A 17,345-nucleotide genomic window follows, 5' to 3' on the forward strand; every position below is an offset into this window, starting at 1 on the left:
ACCGTCCGGACACATTGCCGAGACACGACCGACCCGATTCCGTCCCGTCGGCCCGCCCGATCGGCGACGATCACCTGGTGACGTCCATGAGGGAACGGATGCTGGCCGGCGAGCGGTACGTCGCGGACGATCCCGAGATCGTCGCGGACCTCGACCGCGCCGCACGGCTGGCCGAACGCTTCAACCGCAGCCCCGCCGACGACCCGCAGGGCCGGCTCGCCGCCCTACGCGACCTGCTCGGCAGCGTCGGCGAGGACGCCCAGGTACGCCCACCGCTGCACTGCGACTACGGCTGGCAGACCCATCTCGGGGACCGCAGCTTCGTCAACTTCAACGCCGTCCTGCTCGACGTCGCCCGGATCACCATCGGCGCGGACGTCCAGATCGGACCGAACGTGCAGTTGCTCACCGCCACCCACCCCGTCGAGGCCGGGGCGCGGAGAGCCAAGTGGGAGGCCGCCCAGCCGATCACCATCGGGGACAACGTCTGGCTCGGCGGCGGGGTGATCGTCCTCGCCGGAGTGACGGTCGGGGAGAACACGGTCGTCGGCGCGGGCGCGGTGGTCACCCGCGACCTGCCCCCCAACGTGGTCGCCGTGGGTAACCCCGCACGGGTGATCCGCACCCTGCAATAACAGCTTGAGCTGCGAAAACACCGACGCAACCGTGGGCGAACGGCAAATTCCGATGCACTCTGGGTAGTGACTTCGTCACCAGGGAGCACCGATGGCCGAGCGGGTACTCGAACTCCGGGTACACGGCGTGTCCAACACCCCGCCCGACCAGATCCTCGGCCTGCCCGCCGACCCGACCGGCACCGGCCCGCAACCCCGGCTCGTCTCCGGCGGCGACGTCACCGGCTTCTACCGCGCCAGCGACTCCGCCCCGGACGACCCCGTCGTCGTCGAGGCGTACAGCTGGGGGCAGTTGACCTCGGGGGCGCGGACCGCGCGGGACGTCGAACGCGCCCTGTGGACGCTGCTGCTGCCGTTCACCCTGGCCAACGTCGCCCTGTACGCCCGCCCCGGCATCCCGCCCGACCCGGACACCGAACGCTGGGGCAGCCGCTCCGGCATCACCGCCTGGCTGATCCGGCTGTTCTGCCTCAGCCTCACCGGCACCCTGGTGCTCGCCGCCACCGGCATCGGGGTCGACCTGATCGCCTGGCAGTGCGTCGACCAGGAGTGCCTGCGGCAACTGCCCGGCCCGTGGGAGTTCCTCGGCCGGGGCTGGTGGCGCGCGGACGCCCACGCGCTCGCCGTCGGCCTGCTGGTGCCGTTGGCGATGCTGCTGGTGCTCGGCGTCGTGTCCTGGCGCACCTACCAGTACGAGGCCGAGATGCCCGCCGAACCCCGCCCCCCGGCCGGCGACGGCGAGCACCCGGCCGAGCCGGCACCCGACCCGGCCAACCCGTTGCAGGACCCCACGTTCTGGGGCGGTGAGGGGCAGCTGCGCCGGGCCGCCGTGCTGCACCTGTGCGTCGGCGCGGCGCTCGCCGCGGCGGTGCCCGTCGGCGCGGTGCTGGTGCTCGACCCGGCCCGGGGCGTCCGCGCCGTGGTCGCCGTCCCGACCGTCACCGCCCTGGTCACGGTCGTGGTGATCGCGGTGGTGGCGGTGGGCCGTCCCTGGCTGACCCGACGCAGCGGGGCCGCCCCGCTCGGCCGGTGGAGCCTCGCCGTCGGGGTACTCACCGGCCTCGCGCTGGCCGGCACCTTCACCCTCCTGCTGCTGCCGGACGGCCCCGCCGGCACCCCGCTCGCGCAGTTCCGCCCACCGGCCGGCTGCATCCGCGACCCCGGCCTGGCCGGCTGCCGCGCCGACCACTCGCTGCCCGGCTACGACGGTCTCGTCGCCTGGCTCGCCACCTACCAGGTGCTGCTGCTGATCGCCATCGGCACGGTCGCCCGCTCCGGCCGCCGCGCGCTGCCCGTCCCCGGCACCGCAGCCGTGCTGCTGCCCCTCGGCATGGCCTGGCTCGACGGCCGGCTGCCCGGCCTCCCCGCCGCCCCCGACGGGCTGCGGATCTGGATGCTCGCCGCCCCGGCCATCGCGCTCGCCGCAGCCGGACTGCTGCTGCCCCGCACCGGCAGCGACGCCGGCCAGCAACCACTCGGGGTGCACACCGACGTCGCCTGGGGCGGACGCGGGGCCGCCGTGATCGCCGGCTTCGGCTGGATGATGGCCATCGCCTACTGCGCCGGCCTGCTCTACTGGGTCACCGACCGGCTCAACGGGGCCGCCTCACCCAGCGGGTTCTCCCCGATCGTGCCACCCCTGCCGGTGATCTGGGCCGGACTGGCCTTCACCGTCGCCACCGCCGCCCTGCTCGGCACACTGGTCCGCGCCGTGGTGCTCTTCCACCGGCTGCGCCGCGTCGAGTACCTCCGGCTCACCGCCGCCGGGCAGGCCCTGTCCGCGCACGACCTGCGCCGCTGCCGGCACGTCAGCACCTTCCGCGCGCTGCACCGCCTGGTCGGCGAGCACGCGGTACGGCTGATCGGCTGCTACGCCACCATCGCGGCGGTGCTCGTGACACTGTCCTGCGTGGCGGCGCTGAACCGGACCCGCCCGGCACCGGCCGGCGCGTCGGGCTGGCCGGGGCTGGTGCACGCCGCCGCCGACCTCGGCGACACCCTGCTGGGCTGGCTGCCGCTGGTGGTCGCCGGTCTCGGCATGCTCGTCTACCGCAACGACACCGTCCGGCGCAGCGTCGGGGTGCTGTGGGACGTCGGCACCTTCTGGCCGCGCGCCGCACACCCGCTGGCCCCACCCAGCTACGCCGAACGCGCCGTCCCCGAGCTGCAGACCCGGATCGCCGGCATCCTGGCGCTGACCGAGCGCGACCCCCGCCGGATGGACGGGGTGATCCTCTCCGGGCACAGCCAGGGCACGGTGATCTGCGCGGCGACCCTGCTCCAACTGCCGACCCGGTGGCGGCGTCGGATCTGGTTCCTGTCGTACGGGTGCCAACTCACCCGGCTCTACGGGCGGGTCTTCCCCGCCTACTTCGGCCCGCCCCGGCTCCGGGTGCTCGCCGATGCCCTGACCTGGCCCTCCGGCCACGTCGCGTGGACCAACTTCTGGCGGGACACCGACCCGCTCGGCTGGCAGGTCAACGCCGGGGAACGGGACGTGCCGGTGACCGACCCGGAGGCGCTGCACCCCAGCGGGGGCGAGGTCGCCGACCCGCCGATCCGCAACCACAGCGGCTACCCGGAGGCGGTGGAGTTCCACCGGGAACGGGCCCTGGTGGCCCGGCTGCTACGGCGTACCGTCCCGTCACCCCGGGTCGGTTGACCGGATCACCAGGTCGGCCCGGTCGGCGGTACCCGCCACCAGCGCGGCGTTCGCCTCGTCGCTGCCGTACGCCCAGGCCTGCGCCGCCTCCGGCGACCGCCCGTACGCGACGTGCCGGGCCACCAGCCGGCGCAGCCGTGCCCCCGCGTCCAGGTCGAGGAACCACGCCTCGTGCAGCAGCGACCGCACCTCGTCCCAGGGCGGGTCGGCGAGCAGCAGGTAGTTGCCCTCGGTCACCACCAGCCGGACCGAGGGCGGCACCTCCACCGCCCCGGCCACCGGCTCCTCCAGGTCGCGGCGGAACAGCGGCGCGTAGACGGCGGTCGGCTCCAACCTGCGCAACCGGCGCAGCAACGACACGTACCCGTTGGCGTCGAAGGTGTCGACCGCGCCCTTGCGGGCTGCCCGGCCCAACCGGACCAGCTCCGCCTGGGCGAGGTGGAAGCCGTCCATCGGCACCAGCCGGGCGCTCGGACCGACCGCCGCGACGATCCGCTCGGCCAGGGTGGACTTGCCCGCCCCGGGCGCGCCGGCGATGCCCAGCAGTTGCCGGGGGCCGGCGTCGGCGAGCGACCGGGCCCTGGCCACCAGGTCGTCGAGGGAGAACGGACGCGCCCCGGGCATCAGGTCAGGACCGGCTCGCCGATGGTGAACCGGGCCCGCACCACCGCGTGCACCGACTGGGGACGGGGGTCCAGGTCCAGCTCCGGCGGGCCACCCTGGCGGGCCTGCCGGGCGAACATCGCCCCGCCCATGCCGGAGCCCTCGTCGGTGTCGGCCAGTTCCAGCAGCGCGGTCACCCGCGTGCCGAGCGCCTCGGCGTACTCCCGGGCCCGGCGCAGCGCGTCGGCGATCGCCGCGTGCCGGGCCTCCCGGTGGGCCGGGCTGTCCGGGCGCAACGACCACCAGGGGCCGGCCACCTCGACGTGGTCCTGCTCGGCCAGCCGCAGCATCAGCTCGGCCAGGGAGCCGAAGTCGGTGACGGTGACCGTCGTGGAGACGCTGCCCAGGTAGCCGACGACCCGCTCGCCGGAACGGTTCGTCTCGGGGCGGACCCGCAGCTCACCTGCCTCCCGGCGGTCCACCGCCGGCTCGTGCTCGTCGAGCAGCACCCGGACGGCGGCGGCCCGCTCGGCGAGCCGGGCCAGCGCGACCTGACGGTCCCGCTCCCGGGCCGTCGCGGTCACCTCGAAGCGGGCCAGTTCGGGCGGCACCTCCCGGTACGCCTCACCGCGCACCGCCACCACCGGTCCGTCCGCCACGCATCCACCCTAGCGGCGCGACCGGGGTGCCGCCGGTTTCCGCGCGGTCAGGCCGGCCGCAGCCCGGTGTACGTCACCGTTCCCCGCGCCACCGCACAGCCGGTGAGGTGCCCGCCGGACTCGCCTACCGACCTGACGAACGCCAACTCCCCGGCGGGGTCGGCGTCGAGGTCGAACACCCGGTGGACGGGCTGTTCCCGGCCTGACCCGGCCGGCCGCACCGCGCCGGCCCGCTCGTAGTGGGCCACCAGCGTGGGCAGGTCGTCGTCGCGGACGGCCTCGGCGAGCGCGTCGAGCGCGGCCCGCACCTCGGCCAACTGCCGCAGCACCTGGTCCCGGTTCGACAGCAGCATGGCGGCGGTCCGCCGGGCCGGGGTGGTCGCCACCCGGGTGCCGTCGCGGAAGCTGCCGGCCGCGAGCCGGACCACCGCGTCGCGCACCGTAGAGTCGGCGGCGGCCCCCGCCAGACCGCCGGCCAGCAGGTGCGGCACGTGCGAGGACAGCGCCACGACCCGGTCGTGCACCTGCGGCGACATGGGTACCACGTGCGCGCCCAAGACGTCGACGACCAGCCCGACCAGCGTCCGGAACGGCACCAGCCCGTCGGCGCTCGGGCAGAGCACCCAGGCCGCGTCGGTGAACAGGCCGGCCTGGGCGGCGGTGAGCCCGGCCCGTTCGGTGCCGGCCATCGGGTGCCCGGGGACGAACCGGCCGGTCAACCCGTGCGCCGCGGCGAACCCGGCGACGGCCTCCTTGGTGCTGCCCACGTCGGTGACGATGCACCGGTCACCGGTCAGCCCGGCCACCGTGAGCAGGGTCTCCGGCAGGCTGGGCAGCGGGCCGCCGAGGAACACCACGTCCCGGTCGCGGACCGCGTCGCCGAGCTCGTCGGGGAAGTCGATGCCCCGGCGACGGCCCTCGGCCCGGGTCGCCGGGTCCGGGTCCCAGCCGGTCACCCGGACGCCCGCCTCGTGCAACCGCAGCAGGATCGACCCGCCGATCAGGCCGGTGCCCACCACGGCGACCCGGAGCCGGCCGACGTCCTCACCCACCGCAGGCGTCCTACGGCTGGGCGAGCCGCTGCGCGACCGCCCCGACCTGCGCGTCGGACCCGGTGAGCGCCACCCGGACGTGCCGCTGCCCGGCCGGGCCGTAGAAGGCCCCGGCGGCGACCAGGATGCCCCGGCGGGCCAGCCAGTCGACGGTGTCCCAGCAGTCCTCGTCGCGGGTGAGCCAGAGGTAGAGGCCCGCCTCGGAGTGTTCCAGCCGGAACCCCGCCCCGGTGAACGCGGCGAGCAGCGTCTCCCGCCGGGCCCGGTAGCGTTCCCGCTGCTCGTCGGCGTGTTCCTGGTCGCCGAGCGCGGTCACCATGGCGGCCTGCACCGGCGCGGGGACGATCATGCCGGCGTGCTTGCGGATCTTGAGCAGCTCGGCGACGAGCGCCGGGTCACCGGCGACGAACCCGGCCCGGTAGCCGGCCAGGTTGGACCGCTTGGACAGCGAGTGCACCGCCAGCACCGAGTCGTACGAGCCACCGCAGACCTCCGGCGCGAGCACCGACACCGGGGCGGCGTCGGCCGTCCAGCCCAGCGGGAGATAGCACTCGTCGCTGGCCACCACGGCACCGCGCTCCCGCGCCCAGTCCACCACCTTGCGCAGGTGGGCGGCGGGCAGCACCCGGCCGGTCGGGTTGCCCGGCGAGTTGACCCAGACCAGGCGTACCCGCGAGGTGGGGCCGACCGCGGTCAGCGCGTCGGCCCGGACGACCGTGGCACCGGCCAGCCGGGCCCCGTCCTCGTATGTCGGATAGGCGATCGTGGGCACCACGACCACGTCGCCGGGGCCGATCCCGAGCAGGGTGGGCAGCCAGGCGACCAGTTCCTTGGAACCGATCGTCGGCAGCACGCCGAGCCCGTCGACACCGGCGGCGCAGGCGCGCGCCACCCAGCCGGCGATGGCCTGCCGCAGCGCCGGGGTGCCCGCCGTCAACGGGTAACCCGGCGCGTCGGACGCGTCGGCCAGGGCCTGCCGGATCACCGTGGGCACCGGGTCGACAGGCGTACCCATGGAGAGGTTGATCAGGCCGCCCGGGTGCGCCGCGGCCAGGGTGGCCGCGGCGTCCAGGGTGTCCCAGGTGAACTCGGGCAACCGGGCCGACACCGGCACGGGCCGACCCGGCGACGCCGGTACGGGCCCGGCCGGGCGCTCCGGCACCGCCCCGGCCGGTACCGCTGCGGGCCCGGCCGGTGCCCCCGGTGTCACGGCGGCGGGCCGGTTCAGTGGCCCTCGCCGCGCGGCGGCTGGCCGGCGACGAACGTCGCGTCCTTCTCCACCTTGCCGATCTTCGACGCGCCACCCGGCGAGCCCAGGTCCTCGAAGAACTCGTAGTTGGCGCCGGTGTAGTCCTTCCACTGCTCGGGGACGTCGTCCTCGTAGAAGATGGCCTCCACCGGGCAGACCGGCTCACAGGCACCACAGTCGACGCATTCGTCGGGGTGGATGTAGAGCATCCGGTTGCCCTCGTAAATGCAGTCGACCGGGCATTCCTCGATGCATGCCTTGTCGAGCACATCCACGCACGGCTCGGCGATGATGTAGGTCACCGGTCTTCTCCTCCGCAAGACTCGTCGCGATCACCCGCGACGCTAAGAGCCTAGTATCTCGCCGGGGAGGAGGTCGATCGTGCTCCGACAGCAGGATGTGGGACACCGGATCGTGGTTCGCCGCATTGTGGGGATTCGTGAGGGCCGGCCCCTCTTCTCGGACGCCCTCGGCGAACTCGTCGAGCTGAGCGAGACCCATCTCACCATCGCCACCGCGCAGGGCCGGGTCCGAGTGCCGGTGGCCGAGGTGCACCGGGCCAAGCGGGTGCCGCCCACCCGCCGGCCCACCGCGTCGGCCGTGGTCGAGCTGGAACTCGCGGCCGACGAGGCGTGGCCCGCGCCGGTACGCGGCCGGCTCGGTGACTGGCTGCTGCGTTCCGCCGACGGCTGGACCGGACGCGCCAACTCGGCCCTGCCGGTCGGCGACCCGGACCGGCCGCTGCCGGCGGCGGTCGACGCCATCGAACGCTGGTACGCCGGACACGGCCAACCCGCCATGGTCAACACGCCGTTGCCGCTGGCCGTGCCGGTCGGTGCCGAACTGGACGCCCGGGGCTGGACCGCCCGCCCGCTGACCCTGGTCCAGACCGTCCCGCTGACCACCCTGCTCAACCCGGAACCGCTTCCCGGGCCGGCGTCCCCGGGGCCCGGCCCGGCCCCGCACGACGCGGACCGGGACGGCGACGGCCCGCCCGTGGCGCTCGACGTCGTGCCGTCCGAGGAGTGGCTCGCGGTCGCCGCCGGGCGCAAGGGCGGCCTGCCCGACTCCGCCCGGCACATCCTCACCGCCGTGGCCCGGGTCCGCTTCGCCCAGGTGTACGCCGACGGCAGGCTGCTGGCGACGGGCCGGGGCACGGTCACCGGGCAGGGCCGCTGGCTGGGGCTCAGCCTGATCGAGGTGACCCCGTCGGCGCGCCGCCAGGGGCTTGCCGCCCGGGTGGTCCGGGCCCTGGCCGCATGGGGCGCGGCCGAGGGGGCGACGCGCGCCTTCCTCCAGGTGGAGCAGCGCAACACCGGGGCGGTGGCGCTCTACCGCAAGCTCGGCTTCACCACCCACCACACCTACCTGACGCGGGTCGCCCCGCCCACCTGACCCGCCCCGTCCCATCCCGTAACCTGACCCGGCCTGGGCACCTTGATCGACTCCTGTGGGCCGATGTTGCGACATCGCACCGGTCCGGATACCGCTATGTGCGCCCCCATGAGTTGATCAAGCCCGGCGGGCGCGCGGGTCAGCGCCGGACCACCCGGCGCGGCTTGCCCACGTTGCGCTCGGCGTACCGCCGGAGCTGCTGCGAGCGGTAATCACGGCCGAGCGCGATCAGCACCAGGTAGCCGAGCGCCACCCCGGCCCCGGCGGCGACGAGGTAGAGCCAGATCTGGGCGAAGAACAGCCCCGCACCGCCGCCGAACGGGTTGTTCCCGACCAGCAGCGGGCCGACGAGCACCGTCAGCAGCAGCGCCACGGCCACCGCGGCGGACACGTCGGCACCCCACCGCGCCGCCGGAACAGCCTTACCCCAGGTGAACACCACCCCGGCCAGGATCAGCCCGACCACGACGAACATGCCCAGCGAGACCCGGTCGGCGGCGGTGTCGTTCCCGTCGAAGCCGAGCTTGATGATCACCCGGGCCACCACGTTGACCGCGAACAGGGCCGCCGCGAGTACGCCGACCGCCCGCCACCGCTGTGTCATCACACGCCTCCCGCCGTACCACCCGCCCCGTCGGCGGGTCTCCTGGCAGGAATATCTACCACCGCAGGCTGTGTGTCGTCATCACCCGTCGTGGCGGCGCGGCTGCGGGCTGAGCATCTGCCGGAACGCCATCACCGCGAACGTCATCGCCCCGGTGGTGATCATCGCCAGCCCGACCCAGTTGTCCCCGGCGACCAGCAGGTCACCCTCGGCGGTACGGACCGCCGCCACCGCCATCAGCACGAACCACGGCAGCGCCGGCAACGCCACCGCCCACCTACGGCCGACCGTGGCGTACGCGAACCAGCTCACCGCGACCGCGCCCAGGATGGTGACCACGACCGACACCCCGATCAGCTGCCCGCCGGCCCGGACGGTGGACAGCAGCAGCCCGATCAGGGCGGTGAGCACCCCACCGGCCACGGCGACCAGCCCGCCGGCCACCCGCAGCACGACGTCGAGCAGGTGGACCATCCAGCCGGGCGGCGGCGGGACGGCGGCGGTCTCCTCCTCGACGACCGGCATCGGCGTGGCGGGCAGGGTCACCGGAGCCCGGCCGTCGCCGTGGCCGCCGACGCGTCACCCGCCGGGGCGTCCCGCTCCGGCCGGCGCGCCGACGCCACCGGTCGCCCGGCCGACGGATCGGGTCGACCGCCCGACAGGTCCGCCGGGTCCGGGTCGATCCCGGCGAACAGGTCGCTCTCCCAACCGTACGGACCGTCCCCCGGGCCGGGCTCCCCCACCGCCAGGGTGAAGTACTCCACGCCCATGAACTCCGCGCCGAAGTTGCCGGCGATCGCGTACAGCCAGGAGTTGGCCGGGATCTGGGTGGCGTGCGCCCGCATCGCCGCCTCCTTGGCGGCGTGCTGGTCGGTGCCGTCGATCCGGGCGGCGATCTGGTCGTCGGGGGTACCGAACGGCAGGTCGTCGACGCTGTCGATGGCGGCGAAGGGGTTGTCCGCCGACTCGGTGAAGTGGCTCATCCCGGCCTCCAGGACGCTGCGCGGCATCGCCGTCCAGTAGACCTTGGCCGGGGCGATGCCCTCCGCGCCGGCCAGCTCGTGCGCGCGCATCGCCACCCGGTGCGCCTGGATGTGGTCCGGGTGCCCGTAGAAGCCGTTCGGGTCGTAGGTGACCATGACCTGCGGGCGGATCTCCCGGATCACCTCCAGGAGCAGCCCGGCGGCCTCGTCGAGGTCGGCCGCCCAGAACGCCCGCGGGTGCCCGTTGGTGGGCATGCCCATCATCCCCGAGTCCCGGTAGCGGCCCGCGCCGCCGAGGAACCGGTGGTCGGTGACGCCGAGCGCGGCGCAGGCGGCGGCCAGCTCACCGATCCGGAACCCGCCGAGCTGGTCGGCCTCGGCGGCGGCGAGCTGCGCCAGCGCCGGCACGTGGATCTCGCCCTCCTCGCCGAGGGTGCAGGTCACCAGCGTGACGTGGGCCCCGGCGGCGGCGTAGTGCGCCATCGTCGACCCGGTGCCGATGGACTCGTCGTCGGGGTGCGCGTGGACCAGCAGCAGGCGTCGGTCGGGCAGCGTCGTCACGACCGTCACTCTAACCGGCGGTCCCCGGGCCCCGGGGCGTACGCGTCCAGGCAGGTCGGCCACATCACGCCCGGCCCGGCTCTACGATCCGGGTTGTGGACTTTCCCGAGCTGGCCGCCCGTACCCGTCGGTTCAGCCACGGGGCGCCGCGCGCCGTTTCCGTGGCCGACGACGGTTCCCGGGTGGTCTTCCTCCGCTCGGGCGGCCCGGAAGACCCGGCCGACGCGCTCTGGGCGCTGGAGACCGCCTCCGCCGAGGAACGACTGATCGCCGACCCGGCCGTGCTGCTCGGCGAGGACGCCGACCCGACGGCGCTGGCCCCCGGCGAGCGGGCGTTGCGTGAACGCCGCCGGCTCACCGCCGCCGGCATCGGCTCGTACGCCCTGGACGGCGCGGGCCGGGTGGCGGTGTTCGCGCTGGCCGGCCGGTTGTTCCGGGCCGACCTGGTGCACGGCGACGTGATCGAGGTGACCACCGTCGGGCCGGTGGTCGACCCCCGCCCCGACCCGACCGGTCAGCGGGTGGCGTACGTGACCGACGCCGCCGACGGGGTACGCCGGGGCGAGCTGCGGGTGGTCGCCCCGGACGGCACCGACTCCCTGCTGGCCGGCGAGGACGGCGGGGTGACCTGGGGGCTCGCCGAGCACGTGGCGGCGGAGGAGTTCGGCAGGTTCCGGGGCTACTGGTGGGCCCCGGACGGGCGGATGGTGCTCGCCGCCCGGGTCGACGAGTCCCGGCTGCCCCGCTGGCACCTGCACGACCCGGCGGACCCGGCGACCCCGCCGACCACCGTCGCGTACCCCCGGGCGGGTGGGCCGAACGCGGAGGTCAGCCTGCACCTGCTCGACCTGGACGACGGCTGGGTCGACGTGCACTGGGACCGGGAGACCTACCCGTACCTGGCCTCGGTCGACTGGGCCGACGGCAACCCGCTGATCACCGTGCTGCGCCGGTCGCAGCAGCACGGCCTGGTGCTGGCGGTGGACCCGCGTACCGGGGAGACGCAGGTGCACGCCGAGCTGGCCGACCCGCGTTGGGTGGAGCCGATCCCCGGCACCCCGGCGCACCTGCCCGACGGCCGGGTGCTGGTCGGCGGCGAACTGGCCCACGACGGGTACGACGCCCGCTGCCTGTTCGCCGACGGCACCCTGCTCACCCCGCCCTCGCTGTACGTGCGGCGGGTGGTGGGCCGGCTGCCATCCGGCCCCGGCCCGGCCGACCTGCTGGTGGAGGCGAGCGAGGGCGAACCGAGCCAACGGCACCTGTACCGGGTCCGTACGGTGATCGGCGGTGGCGTGGACGCCCGCCGGATGAGCAGCACCCCCGGCTGGCACACGGCGGCGGTCGGTGGGGACACCCTGGTGGTCGGGACCGCCTCGCTTGACGACGCGGGGACGACCTGGTCGGTGTGGCGCGGCGACGGGGAGGTGGCCCGGCTGCGGTCGCTGGCCGCCACCCCGTCGTCGGCGCCCCGGCCGATGCTGGTCCGGGTGACCGACAGGCGGTTACCGACGGCGGTGCTCTACCCGTCGGAGCACGTCAAGGGCACCCGGTTGCCGGTGCTGCTGGACGTCTACGGCGGCCCCGGCCACCAGGAGGTGGTGGCCGCCCGGTCGGCCTGGCTGGAACGGCAGTGGTGGGCGGACTCCGGGTTCGCCGTGGTCACCATCGACAACCGGGGTACGCCTGGCGTCGCGCCGTCGTTCGAGAAGGCGATCCACCGGCGGGTGGCCGACGTGATCCTGACCGACCAGGTGGACGCGTTGACCGCGCTCGCCGGCAAGCACCCCGACCTGGACCTTGCGCGGGTGGCGATCCGGGGGTGGTCGTTCGGCGGCTGGCTGGCCGGGCTGGCGGTGCTGCGCCATCCGGAGCTGTTCCGGTGCGGCATCGCCGGTGCCCCGGTCAGCGACTGGGCGCTGTACGACACCGCGTACACCGAGCGCTACCTCGGCCTGCCCGACGACGGCATCGACGTGTACGGGCACCACTCGCTGGTGGAGCTGGCGGCGGAGCCGCTGCATCCCGGCGAGCCGGCCCGGCCGCTGCTGCTGGTGCACGGCATGGTCGACGACAACGTGGTCGCCGCGCACACGCTGCGGCTGTCGGCGGCGCTGCTGTCGACCGGCCGGCCGCACGCGGTGCTGCCGCTGACCGGGGCCACCCACATGGCGGCCGGGGGGCTGTCCGAACGCCTGCTCCGCCTGGAACTCGACTTCCTCCGTACCCACCTGGGCTGAGCCGTCGCCGGACCGGGTCGGGGGTCGCCGGGCCGCCGACCGGGCTGGATCGCCGGCCGGGCGGGTCAGCCGGCGGTGGGGCGGCGGGCCAGCAGGGCGAACGCGTTCGGCAGGCGGCCCCGGAAGGCCGCCGCGTCGACGTCGCCCATCCGCCAGAACGGCTCCGCGTACTCGTCGAGCTGCCGGATCTCCAGGCCGGCGGTGACCACGGCGGTGACGATCCGGCCGAGCGTCCACTGCCACATCACCGCCCCGTGGGCCGGGAAACTGTCGTCGGGGCAGACGAACGAGCGGCCGAAGTAGCTGCGGTCGGGTCGGATGCGCGGTTCGTCCAGGTCCCAGGTCCACAGGTCGGTGGCCGGGTGACCGTCGTGGACGAACAGGTGGCCGCCGGGGCGCAGCAGTCGGGCCATCTCCGCGGCCCAGGCGTCGATGTCGGGCATCCAGATCAGCGCGCCCTTGCCGGTGTAGACGAGGTCGACGCAGCCGTCGCGCAGCGGCACTCCGGGAACCGTCCCGAGCAGGTAGTGACAGGCGGCACCGAGGGCGTCGGCACGCCCCCGCGCGCCGTGGATCGCGTGCCCGCTGTAGTCGACGCCGATCACCATCCGGGCGCCGGCGTCGACCAGGGCGACGTCGTCCTGACCGTTGCCGCTCTGCGGGTGGACCACCAGCGGTCGGGTCGCCAGGATGTCGCGCAGCAGCGCACGTTCGCTGGGGACGAGCGTGACGCCGGCCGCCGCCTCGGCCGTCATCTGGTCGTTGGCCCAGACCCGCTCCTGGTGGGCCAGTTCCCACGCGGTCCGGTTGGCGCGCGACGTCGGGTCCATGCCCTGCACTCTCCCGACCGGCCGACCGGCGGTCAATCGATTTGCGTCTCTGCCTGACGGTCGGCGCGGGTGGCGCGACGCCGGCCCGGCCTTCGGCCGCGGGGTGACGGGCGACGGTGACGGCTTATTCCGACGTTCTTCTCAGAACCCTCTGAAATCGCCCTGTCACCCTGGTCGGCGACCGCGTCATGCCGGACAGGTAAGGAGCCGATGATGAAGTTCCCCCGCACCGCCCGCCGGATCACCGCACCCCTACTGGCCGCGATGCTGCTCGCCCTCGCCGGCGGCAGCCCGGCCACGGCGTCGCCCGCCCCGGTCACCTCGTCGACCTGGACCCTGACGGACCTGCCCCAGCGGATCTGCGCCACCCCCGACGACCCGCGCGCCCTGTACTTCTTCGTCGTCCTCGACGGCACGTGGACGACGACGATCACCGCCGGCTACACCGGGATGCCCGCCGGCACCGAGGTCTACAGCCCGCAGAGCACCCCGCCCGGGTCCGGGGACGGCCACGTCGTGCAGATCCTGGCCGCGTTCCGCCTGCACAGCGCCCCGATCGGCCACTACGTCCCACTCCTGCAAGCCTCGGACGGCACCGTCACCCAGAGCGTCCCCGTCACCCTCGACATCCAGTCCTCCTGCTGAGCCCCCACCCTCCTTGCCTTCCTTGATCGACTCAACCTCCCCGCCATAGCGGTATCCGAACGGCCGGATGCAGTACATCACCCCAAGAGCCCCCACCCACCCCACCCACCCCGTCGCCCACCCAGCCCGCCCCGGTGATCAAGAGGTTTGCGTCAACGTGCGGCCAGGAACGTGACGCAAACCTCTTGATCACCAGGGCCGGGACGGGGCTGCGGGAGCTACGACACCCCGCCCGGGTAGGCGCTGCGGTCAGAGCGTGTCGTAGACGTCGCTGCGGTGACCGAGGTGGACCACGAGGGCGATCAACTCCTGATCGCGGACCGTGTAGCCGATGCGATGGTTGCCGACGCGGATTCGGAGCAGCCCGCAGTGTGACGTCACTGCTTGACGTGGGCGTTGACGAACGAGGGGTAGCCGAAGACGCTGGAGATGAACACCCCGCCCACCTTCGAGCCGTGCACCGTGTAGGCCACGTCCACGAAGAGCGGCACCACCGGGGCGTACTCGGTCATGATCCGCCGGTCGAGCTTGCCCCACTCGGGGCCCTGGTCGGCCGGGGGCATGGCCTGGATGCGGTCGATCTCGGCGTTGACCGCCGGGTCGTTGAAGTACGCCTGGTTGCTGTTGCCCTCGGCCCTGATGGTGCGGCCGTCGTAGAGCACCGGCAGGATCGACGCGCCGCTGGGCCAGTCGGCGGCCCAGTTGCCGATGTAGAGGTCCCACGGGTTGTTCTTCTTCTTGACCTCGTCGAGTTTCGCGTCGTCCGGGATGTTCCGCAGCGTGATCCTGAACCCGGCGCGTTCCAGGTTGGCCTTGAGCTGGGTGCCCATCTGCTGCTCGGTGGTGTTGTCGGCCACCCCGAGGACCAGCTCCGGGGTCTTGCCGGCGAGCAGTTCCTTGGCCTTGTCGACGTCGCCGTTGGCGCCGGCCGGGTAGGCGTCGTACGCCTGGTAGCCGATGGTGGACGGCGGCATCAGGGTGGTCATCGGCTGGGCGACGGTCTGCCCGCCGAGCGCCTTGACCAGCCCGTCGCGGTCGATGGCGTAGTTGAGCGCCCGGCGGACGGCGAGGTCGGTGACCCGCTGGTTGTTGATGACGAGCTGGTTGGCGCTCGGCGTCGGCGACAGGATGCTGCGCGACTTGAGGCCCCGGTCCTGGGCGACCCGGGCGACCAGCGAGGCCGGCACGTAGTTCCAGGCCAGCGCGCTCTGGTCGGCGCCGTTGTCGGCGATCACCCGGTTGACGGCCGCGTCGGCGGTCGGCCCGAAGGTCCAGACGAACTGGTCCGGGTACTGGTGGCGGACCGGGTCGGTGGCGGCGTCCCAGTGCGGGTTGCGGTCCAGGGTGAGCTGCACCCCGGCCTGGTTCTTGGCGATCTTGTACGGCCCGGAGGAGAACGGCCGCTGGTCCAGGTTGACGCCGGTGTCCTGGTCCGGCCGCAGCGGCGCGGTGGTCGGCAGCGAGACCGCGAACGGCAGGTCGCAGCGGGGCCTGGCGAACTCGAACCGCAGCGTCTTGGCGTCCGGGGTGGTCAGCCCCGGCGGCAGCGACGTCTTGTTCTTCTTGAAGTCCCACTTCGTGTCGTACTGCGGGGTGTCGGCGAGCCACTCCTGGAGGTAGGTGGGGCCGCCGGTCAGGTCGGGGTCGAAGGAGCGGGCGATGCCGTACGCGATCTCTTTGGACGTGATCGGGCTGCCGTCCTCGAACTTCACCCCGTCCTTGATGGTGAACTCCCAGACGCGGCAGTCGCTGTTCACGTTGTTGCCCGGGTTCTGCGCCAGGTCACCGACCAGGACCAGGCCACCGTTGCCGTCGTCCTTCCAGGTGGTCAGGTAGCGGGCGAACAGCGGGTTGGCCATCAGACCGGCGAACGAGTACGTCCGCTGCGGGTCCAGGTGGGAGATAGGAGTCTCCCGGATGATGGTGAAGGTGCCGCCCCGGGTCGCCCCGTCGACCTCGGCGGCGGGGCCCTGGGAGTCCTTCGGGTCGGTGGCGATCACCCCGGTCTGCTGCCGGTCGGTGTCCACGGTGGTGCCCTCGCCCGTGTTCTCCGAGCAGGCCCCCAACGCCACCACCAGGGCGATCGCCCCGCCCATGGCGGCTGCTGCGCGTGGTCGCATCTCCTACCTCCTCCACCCGGTCGCCGGCGGCGGTGACCGCCGACGTCCGGGGATCGTCAAGAAGAAAAACTTCGGACTGTTTAGCAGGTTCCGGTAACTTCCGCCGCCCGACGGGCCGGTCAGCGCAACCGCACCCGGGGGTCGATCGCCGCGTACAGCAGATCCACCAGCACGTTCGCCAGCACCACGAAGACCGCCGCGATCAGCACGGTCGCCATGATGGTGGGCAGGTCACCGGCGCGTACCGCGTCGACCGCCGTACGCCCCATGCCGCCCAGGCCGAAGGTCGTCTCGGTGATCACCGTGCCGCCGAGCGCGCCGCCGACGTCCAGGCCGGCGATCGTCACCACCGGCGTGATCGCCGCGCGAAGCGCGTGCCGCCCGTACACCGTGCGTCTGGACAGACCCTTGGCCCGCGCGGTGCGCACGAAGTCCTCCGACAGCGTCTCCAGCATCTGCGCCCGGGACAGCCGGGCGTAGATCGCGGAGAACAGGAACGCCAGCGCCAGCCAGGCCAGCACCAGCCCGCCGGCCCACCGCAGCGGGTCGTCGGACAACGGCGTGTAGCTCGGCACCGGCAGCCAGTGCAGCGTGTAGACGAACACCAGCAGCAGCACCGCCCCCACGAAGTAGAGCTGCAACGACGCCCCGGCCAGCGAGAAGCCGATCGCCGCCCGGTCCAGCCAGGTGCCCCGGCGCAGCGCCGAGACCATGCCCAGGCCCACCCCGAGCAGCAGCCACAGCACCGCCGCCGGGACGACGATGCTCAACGTCACCGGCAGCACCCGGGCGATGGTGTCCGAGACCGCCTCGTTGGACACGTACGACCAGCCCAGGCAGGGTGCGTCGCACCTGCCGCCCTGGGCGCTGCCGAGATCCCGGCCGGTCACGATGCCCTTCATGTAGCCGGCGTACTGGCTGATCAGCGGGTCACGCAGGCCCAACTCCTGCCGGACCCGCTCCAGCCGCTCCGGGTTGCAGTTCTTGGGACACATGCCGGTGACCGGGTCGCGGGGCAGGGCGAAGAACATCAGGAAGCTGAGCACGCTCACCGCGAAGAGCGTCAACGCCGCCGAGAAGAGCCGCTTGACCAGGAACCGCGCCATC

General features: G+C 73.8%; 16 protein-coding genes and 1 pseudogene. 5 read left to right on the forward strand and 12 right to left on the reverse strand.

Annotation, left to right across the window (positions count from 1 at the left end; all coding sequences use genetic code 11):
• The first annotated feature begins 77 nt into the window (after positions 1–77).
• Positions 78–635 carry a sugar O-acetyltransferase gene (locus B5D80_RS13810; RefSeq protein ID WP_088644257.1) on the forward strand — a complete coding sequence of 186 codons (558 nt, stop codon included), beginning with the start codon at positions 78–80 and terminating at the stop codon, positions 633–635.
• 91 nt (positions 636–726) lie between these two features.
• Positions 727–3,297, forward strand: coding sequence for a hypothetical protein (locus B5D80_RS13815; protein WP_088644258.1), 2,571 nt, complete (start codon positions 727–729; stop codon positions 3,295–3,297).
• Here the strand turns inward: B5D80_RS13815 and B5D80_RS13820 are convergent.
• From B5D80_RS13820 to fdxA, 5 genes are all read right to left on the reverse strand, one after another.
• A complete protein-coding gene (locus B5D80_RS13820) occupies positions 3,280–3,921 on the reverse strand; it encodes a nucleoside/nucleotide kinase family protein (RefSeq protein ID WP_088644259.1) in 642 nt (213 codons plus the stop codon). The two genes, B5D80_RS13815 and B5D80_RS13820, sit on opposite strands and share 18 nt — an antisense overlap.
• Positions 3,921–4,559 (reverse strand): SIMPL domain-containing protein, encoded by a 639-nt coding sequence (locus B5D80_RS13825; protein WP_088644260.1) that lies wholly within the window; start codon positions 4,557–4,559, stop codon positions 3,921–3,923. The genes B5D80_RS13820 and B5D80_RS13825 overlap by 1 nt, the downstream gene beginning before the upstream one ends.
• A 47-nt stretch (positions 4,560–4,606) precedes the next feature.
• Positions 4,607–5,611 (reverse strand): prephenate dehydrogenase, encoded by a 1,005-nt coding sequence (locus B5D80_RS13830; RefSeq protein WP_088644261.1) that lies wholly within the window; start codon positions 5,609–5,611, stop codon positions 4,607–4,609.
• Between the two features lie 10 nt (positions 5,612–5,621).
• Positions 5,622–6,773, reverse strand: coding sequence for a succinyldiaminopimelate transaminase (gene dapC, locus B5D80_RS13835; RefSeq protein WP_088644262.1), 1,152 nt, complete (start codon positions 6,771–6,773; stop codon positions 5,622–5,624).
• A 62-nt stretch (positions 6,774–6,835) separates the two neighbouring features.
• Positions 6,836–7,162: a ferredoxin gene (fdxA, locus tag B5D80_RS13840; RefSeq protein ID WP_007072862.1), complete on the reverse strand. Its 327-nt coding sequence runs from the start codon at positions 7,160–7,162 to the stop codon at positions 6,836–6,838.
• A gap of 79 nt (positions 7,163–7,241) precedes the next feature.
• Here fdxA and B5D80_RS13845 point away from each other — a divergent pair, with 79 nt between their 5' ends.
• The gene (locus tag B5D80_RS13845; RefSeq protein ID WP_088644263.1) at positions 7,242–8,255 is read left to right on the forward strand and encodes a GNAT family N-acetyltransferase; all 1,014 of its coding nucleotides are present in this window, start codon (positions 7,242–7,244) and stop codon (positions 8,253–8,255) included.
• 139 nt (positions 8,256–8,394) lie between these two features.
• On the opposite strand, the gene B5D80_RS13850 is transcribed toward B5D80_RS13845, so the two are convergent.
• The 3 genes from B5D80_RS13850 to mshB all read right to left on the reverse strand — a co-directional run bounded on the left by B5D80_RS13850 (position 8,395) and on the right by mshB (position 10,412).
• Entirely contained in the window at positions 8,395–8,859 is a 465-nt protein-coding gene (locus B5D80_RS13850; protein ID WP_088644264.1) for a hypothetical protein, read from the reverse strand.
• A gap of 81 nt (positions 8,860–8,940) precedes the next feature.
• A complete protein-coding gene (locus tag B5D80_RS13855) occupies positions 8,941–9,384 on the reverse strand; it encodes a hypothetical protein (RefSeq protein ID WP_088644287.1) in 444 nt (147 codons plus the stop codon).
• Between the two features lie 17 nt (positions 9,385–9,401).
• Positions 9,402–10,412, reverse strand: a complete 1,011-nt coding sequence (gene mshB / locus B5D80_RS13860) for an N-acetyl-1-D-myo-inositol-2-amino-2-deoxy-alpha-D-glucopyranoside deacetylase (protein ID WP_088644265.1) — start codon at positions 10,410–10,412, stop codon at positions 9,402–9,404.
• A gap of 86 nt (positions 10,413–10,498) precedes the next feature.
• Here mshB and B5D80_RS13865 point away from each other — a divergent pair, with 86 nt between their 5' ends.
• Entirely contained in the window at positions 10,499–12,643 is a 2,145-nt protein-coding gene (locus B5D80_RS13865; protein ID WP_088644266.1) for a S9 family peptidase, read from the forward strand.
• A gap of 65 nt (positions 12,644–12,708) precedes the next feature.
• On the opposite strand, the gene B5D80_RS13870 is transcribed toward B5D80_RS13865, so the two are convergent.
• Positions 12,709–13,473, reverse strand: coding sequence for a class I SAM-dependent methyltransferase (locus tag B5D80_RS13870; RefSeq protein WP_088644288.1), 765 nt, complete (start codon positions 13,471–13,473; stop codon positions 12,709–12,711).
• A 213-nt stretch (positions 13,474–13,686) separates the two neighbouring features.
• Here B5D80_RS13870 and B5D80_RS13875 point away from each other — a divergent pair, with 213 nt between their 5' ends.
• Positions 13,687–14,118: a DUF5980 family protein gene (locus tag B5D80_RS13875; RefSeq protein WP_144081660.1), complete on the forward strand. Its 432-nt coding sequence runs from the start codon at positions 13,687–13,689 to the stop codon at positions 14,116–14,118.
• A 249-nt stretch (positions 14,119–14,367) separates the two neighbouring features.
• On the opposite strand, the pseudogene B5D80_RS33355 reads toward B5D80_RS13875, so the two are convergent.
• The 3 genes and pseudogenes from B5D80_RS33355 to B5D80_RS13885 all read right to left on the reverse strand — a co-directional run.
• Positions 14,368–14,493, reverse strand: a pseudogene (locus tag B5D80_RS33355) (type II toxin-antitoxin system RelE family toxin); the annotation flags it as partial.
• 2 nt (positions 14,494–14,495) lie between these two features.
• Entirely contained in the window at positions 14,496–16,238 is a 1,743-nt protein-coding gene (locus tag B5D80_RS13880) for an ABC transporter substrate-binding protein (protein ID WP_088644268.1), read from the reverse strand.
• 119 nt (positions 16,239–16,357) lie between these two features.
• On the reverse strand, positions 16,358–17,344 hold the full coding sequence (locus B5D80_RS13885) for an ABC transporter permease (RefSeq protein ID WP_088644269.1): 987 nt from the start codon (positions 17,342–17,344) through the stop codon (positions 16,358–16,360).
• Position 17,345: the final 1 nt, after the last annotated feature.

It is taken from the genome of Micromonospora wenchangensis, from assembly GCF_002210435.1.
GTDB classification, from domain to species: domain Bacteria; phylum Actinomycetota; class Actinomycetes; order Mycobacteriales; family Micromonosporaceae; genus Micromonospora; species Micromonospora wenchangensis.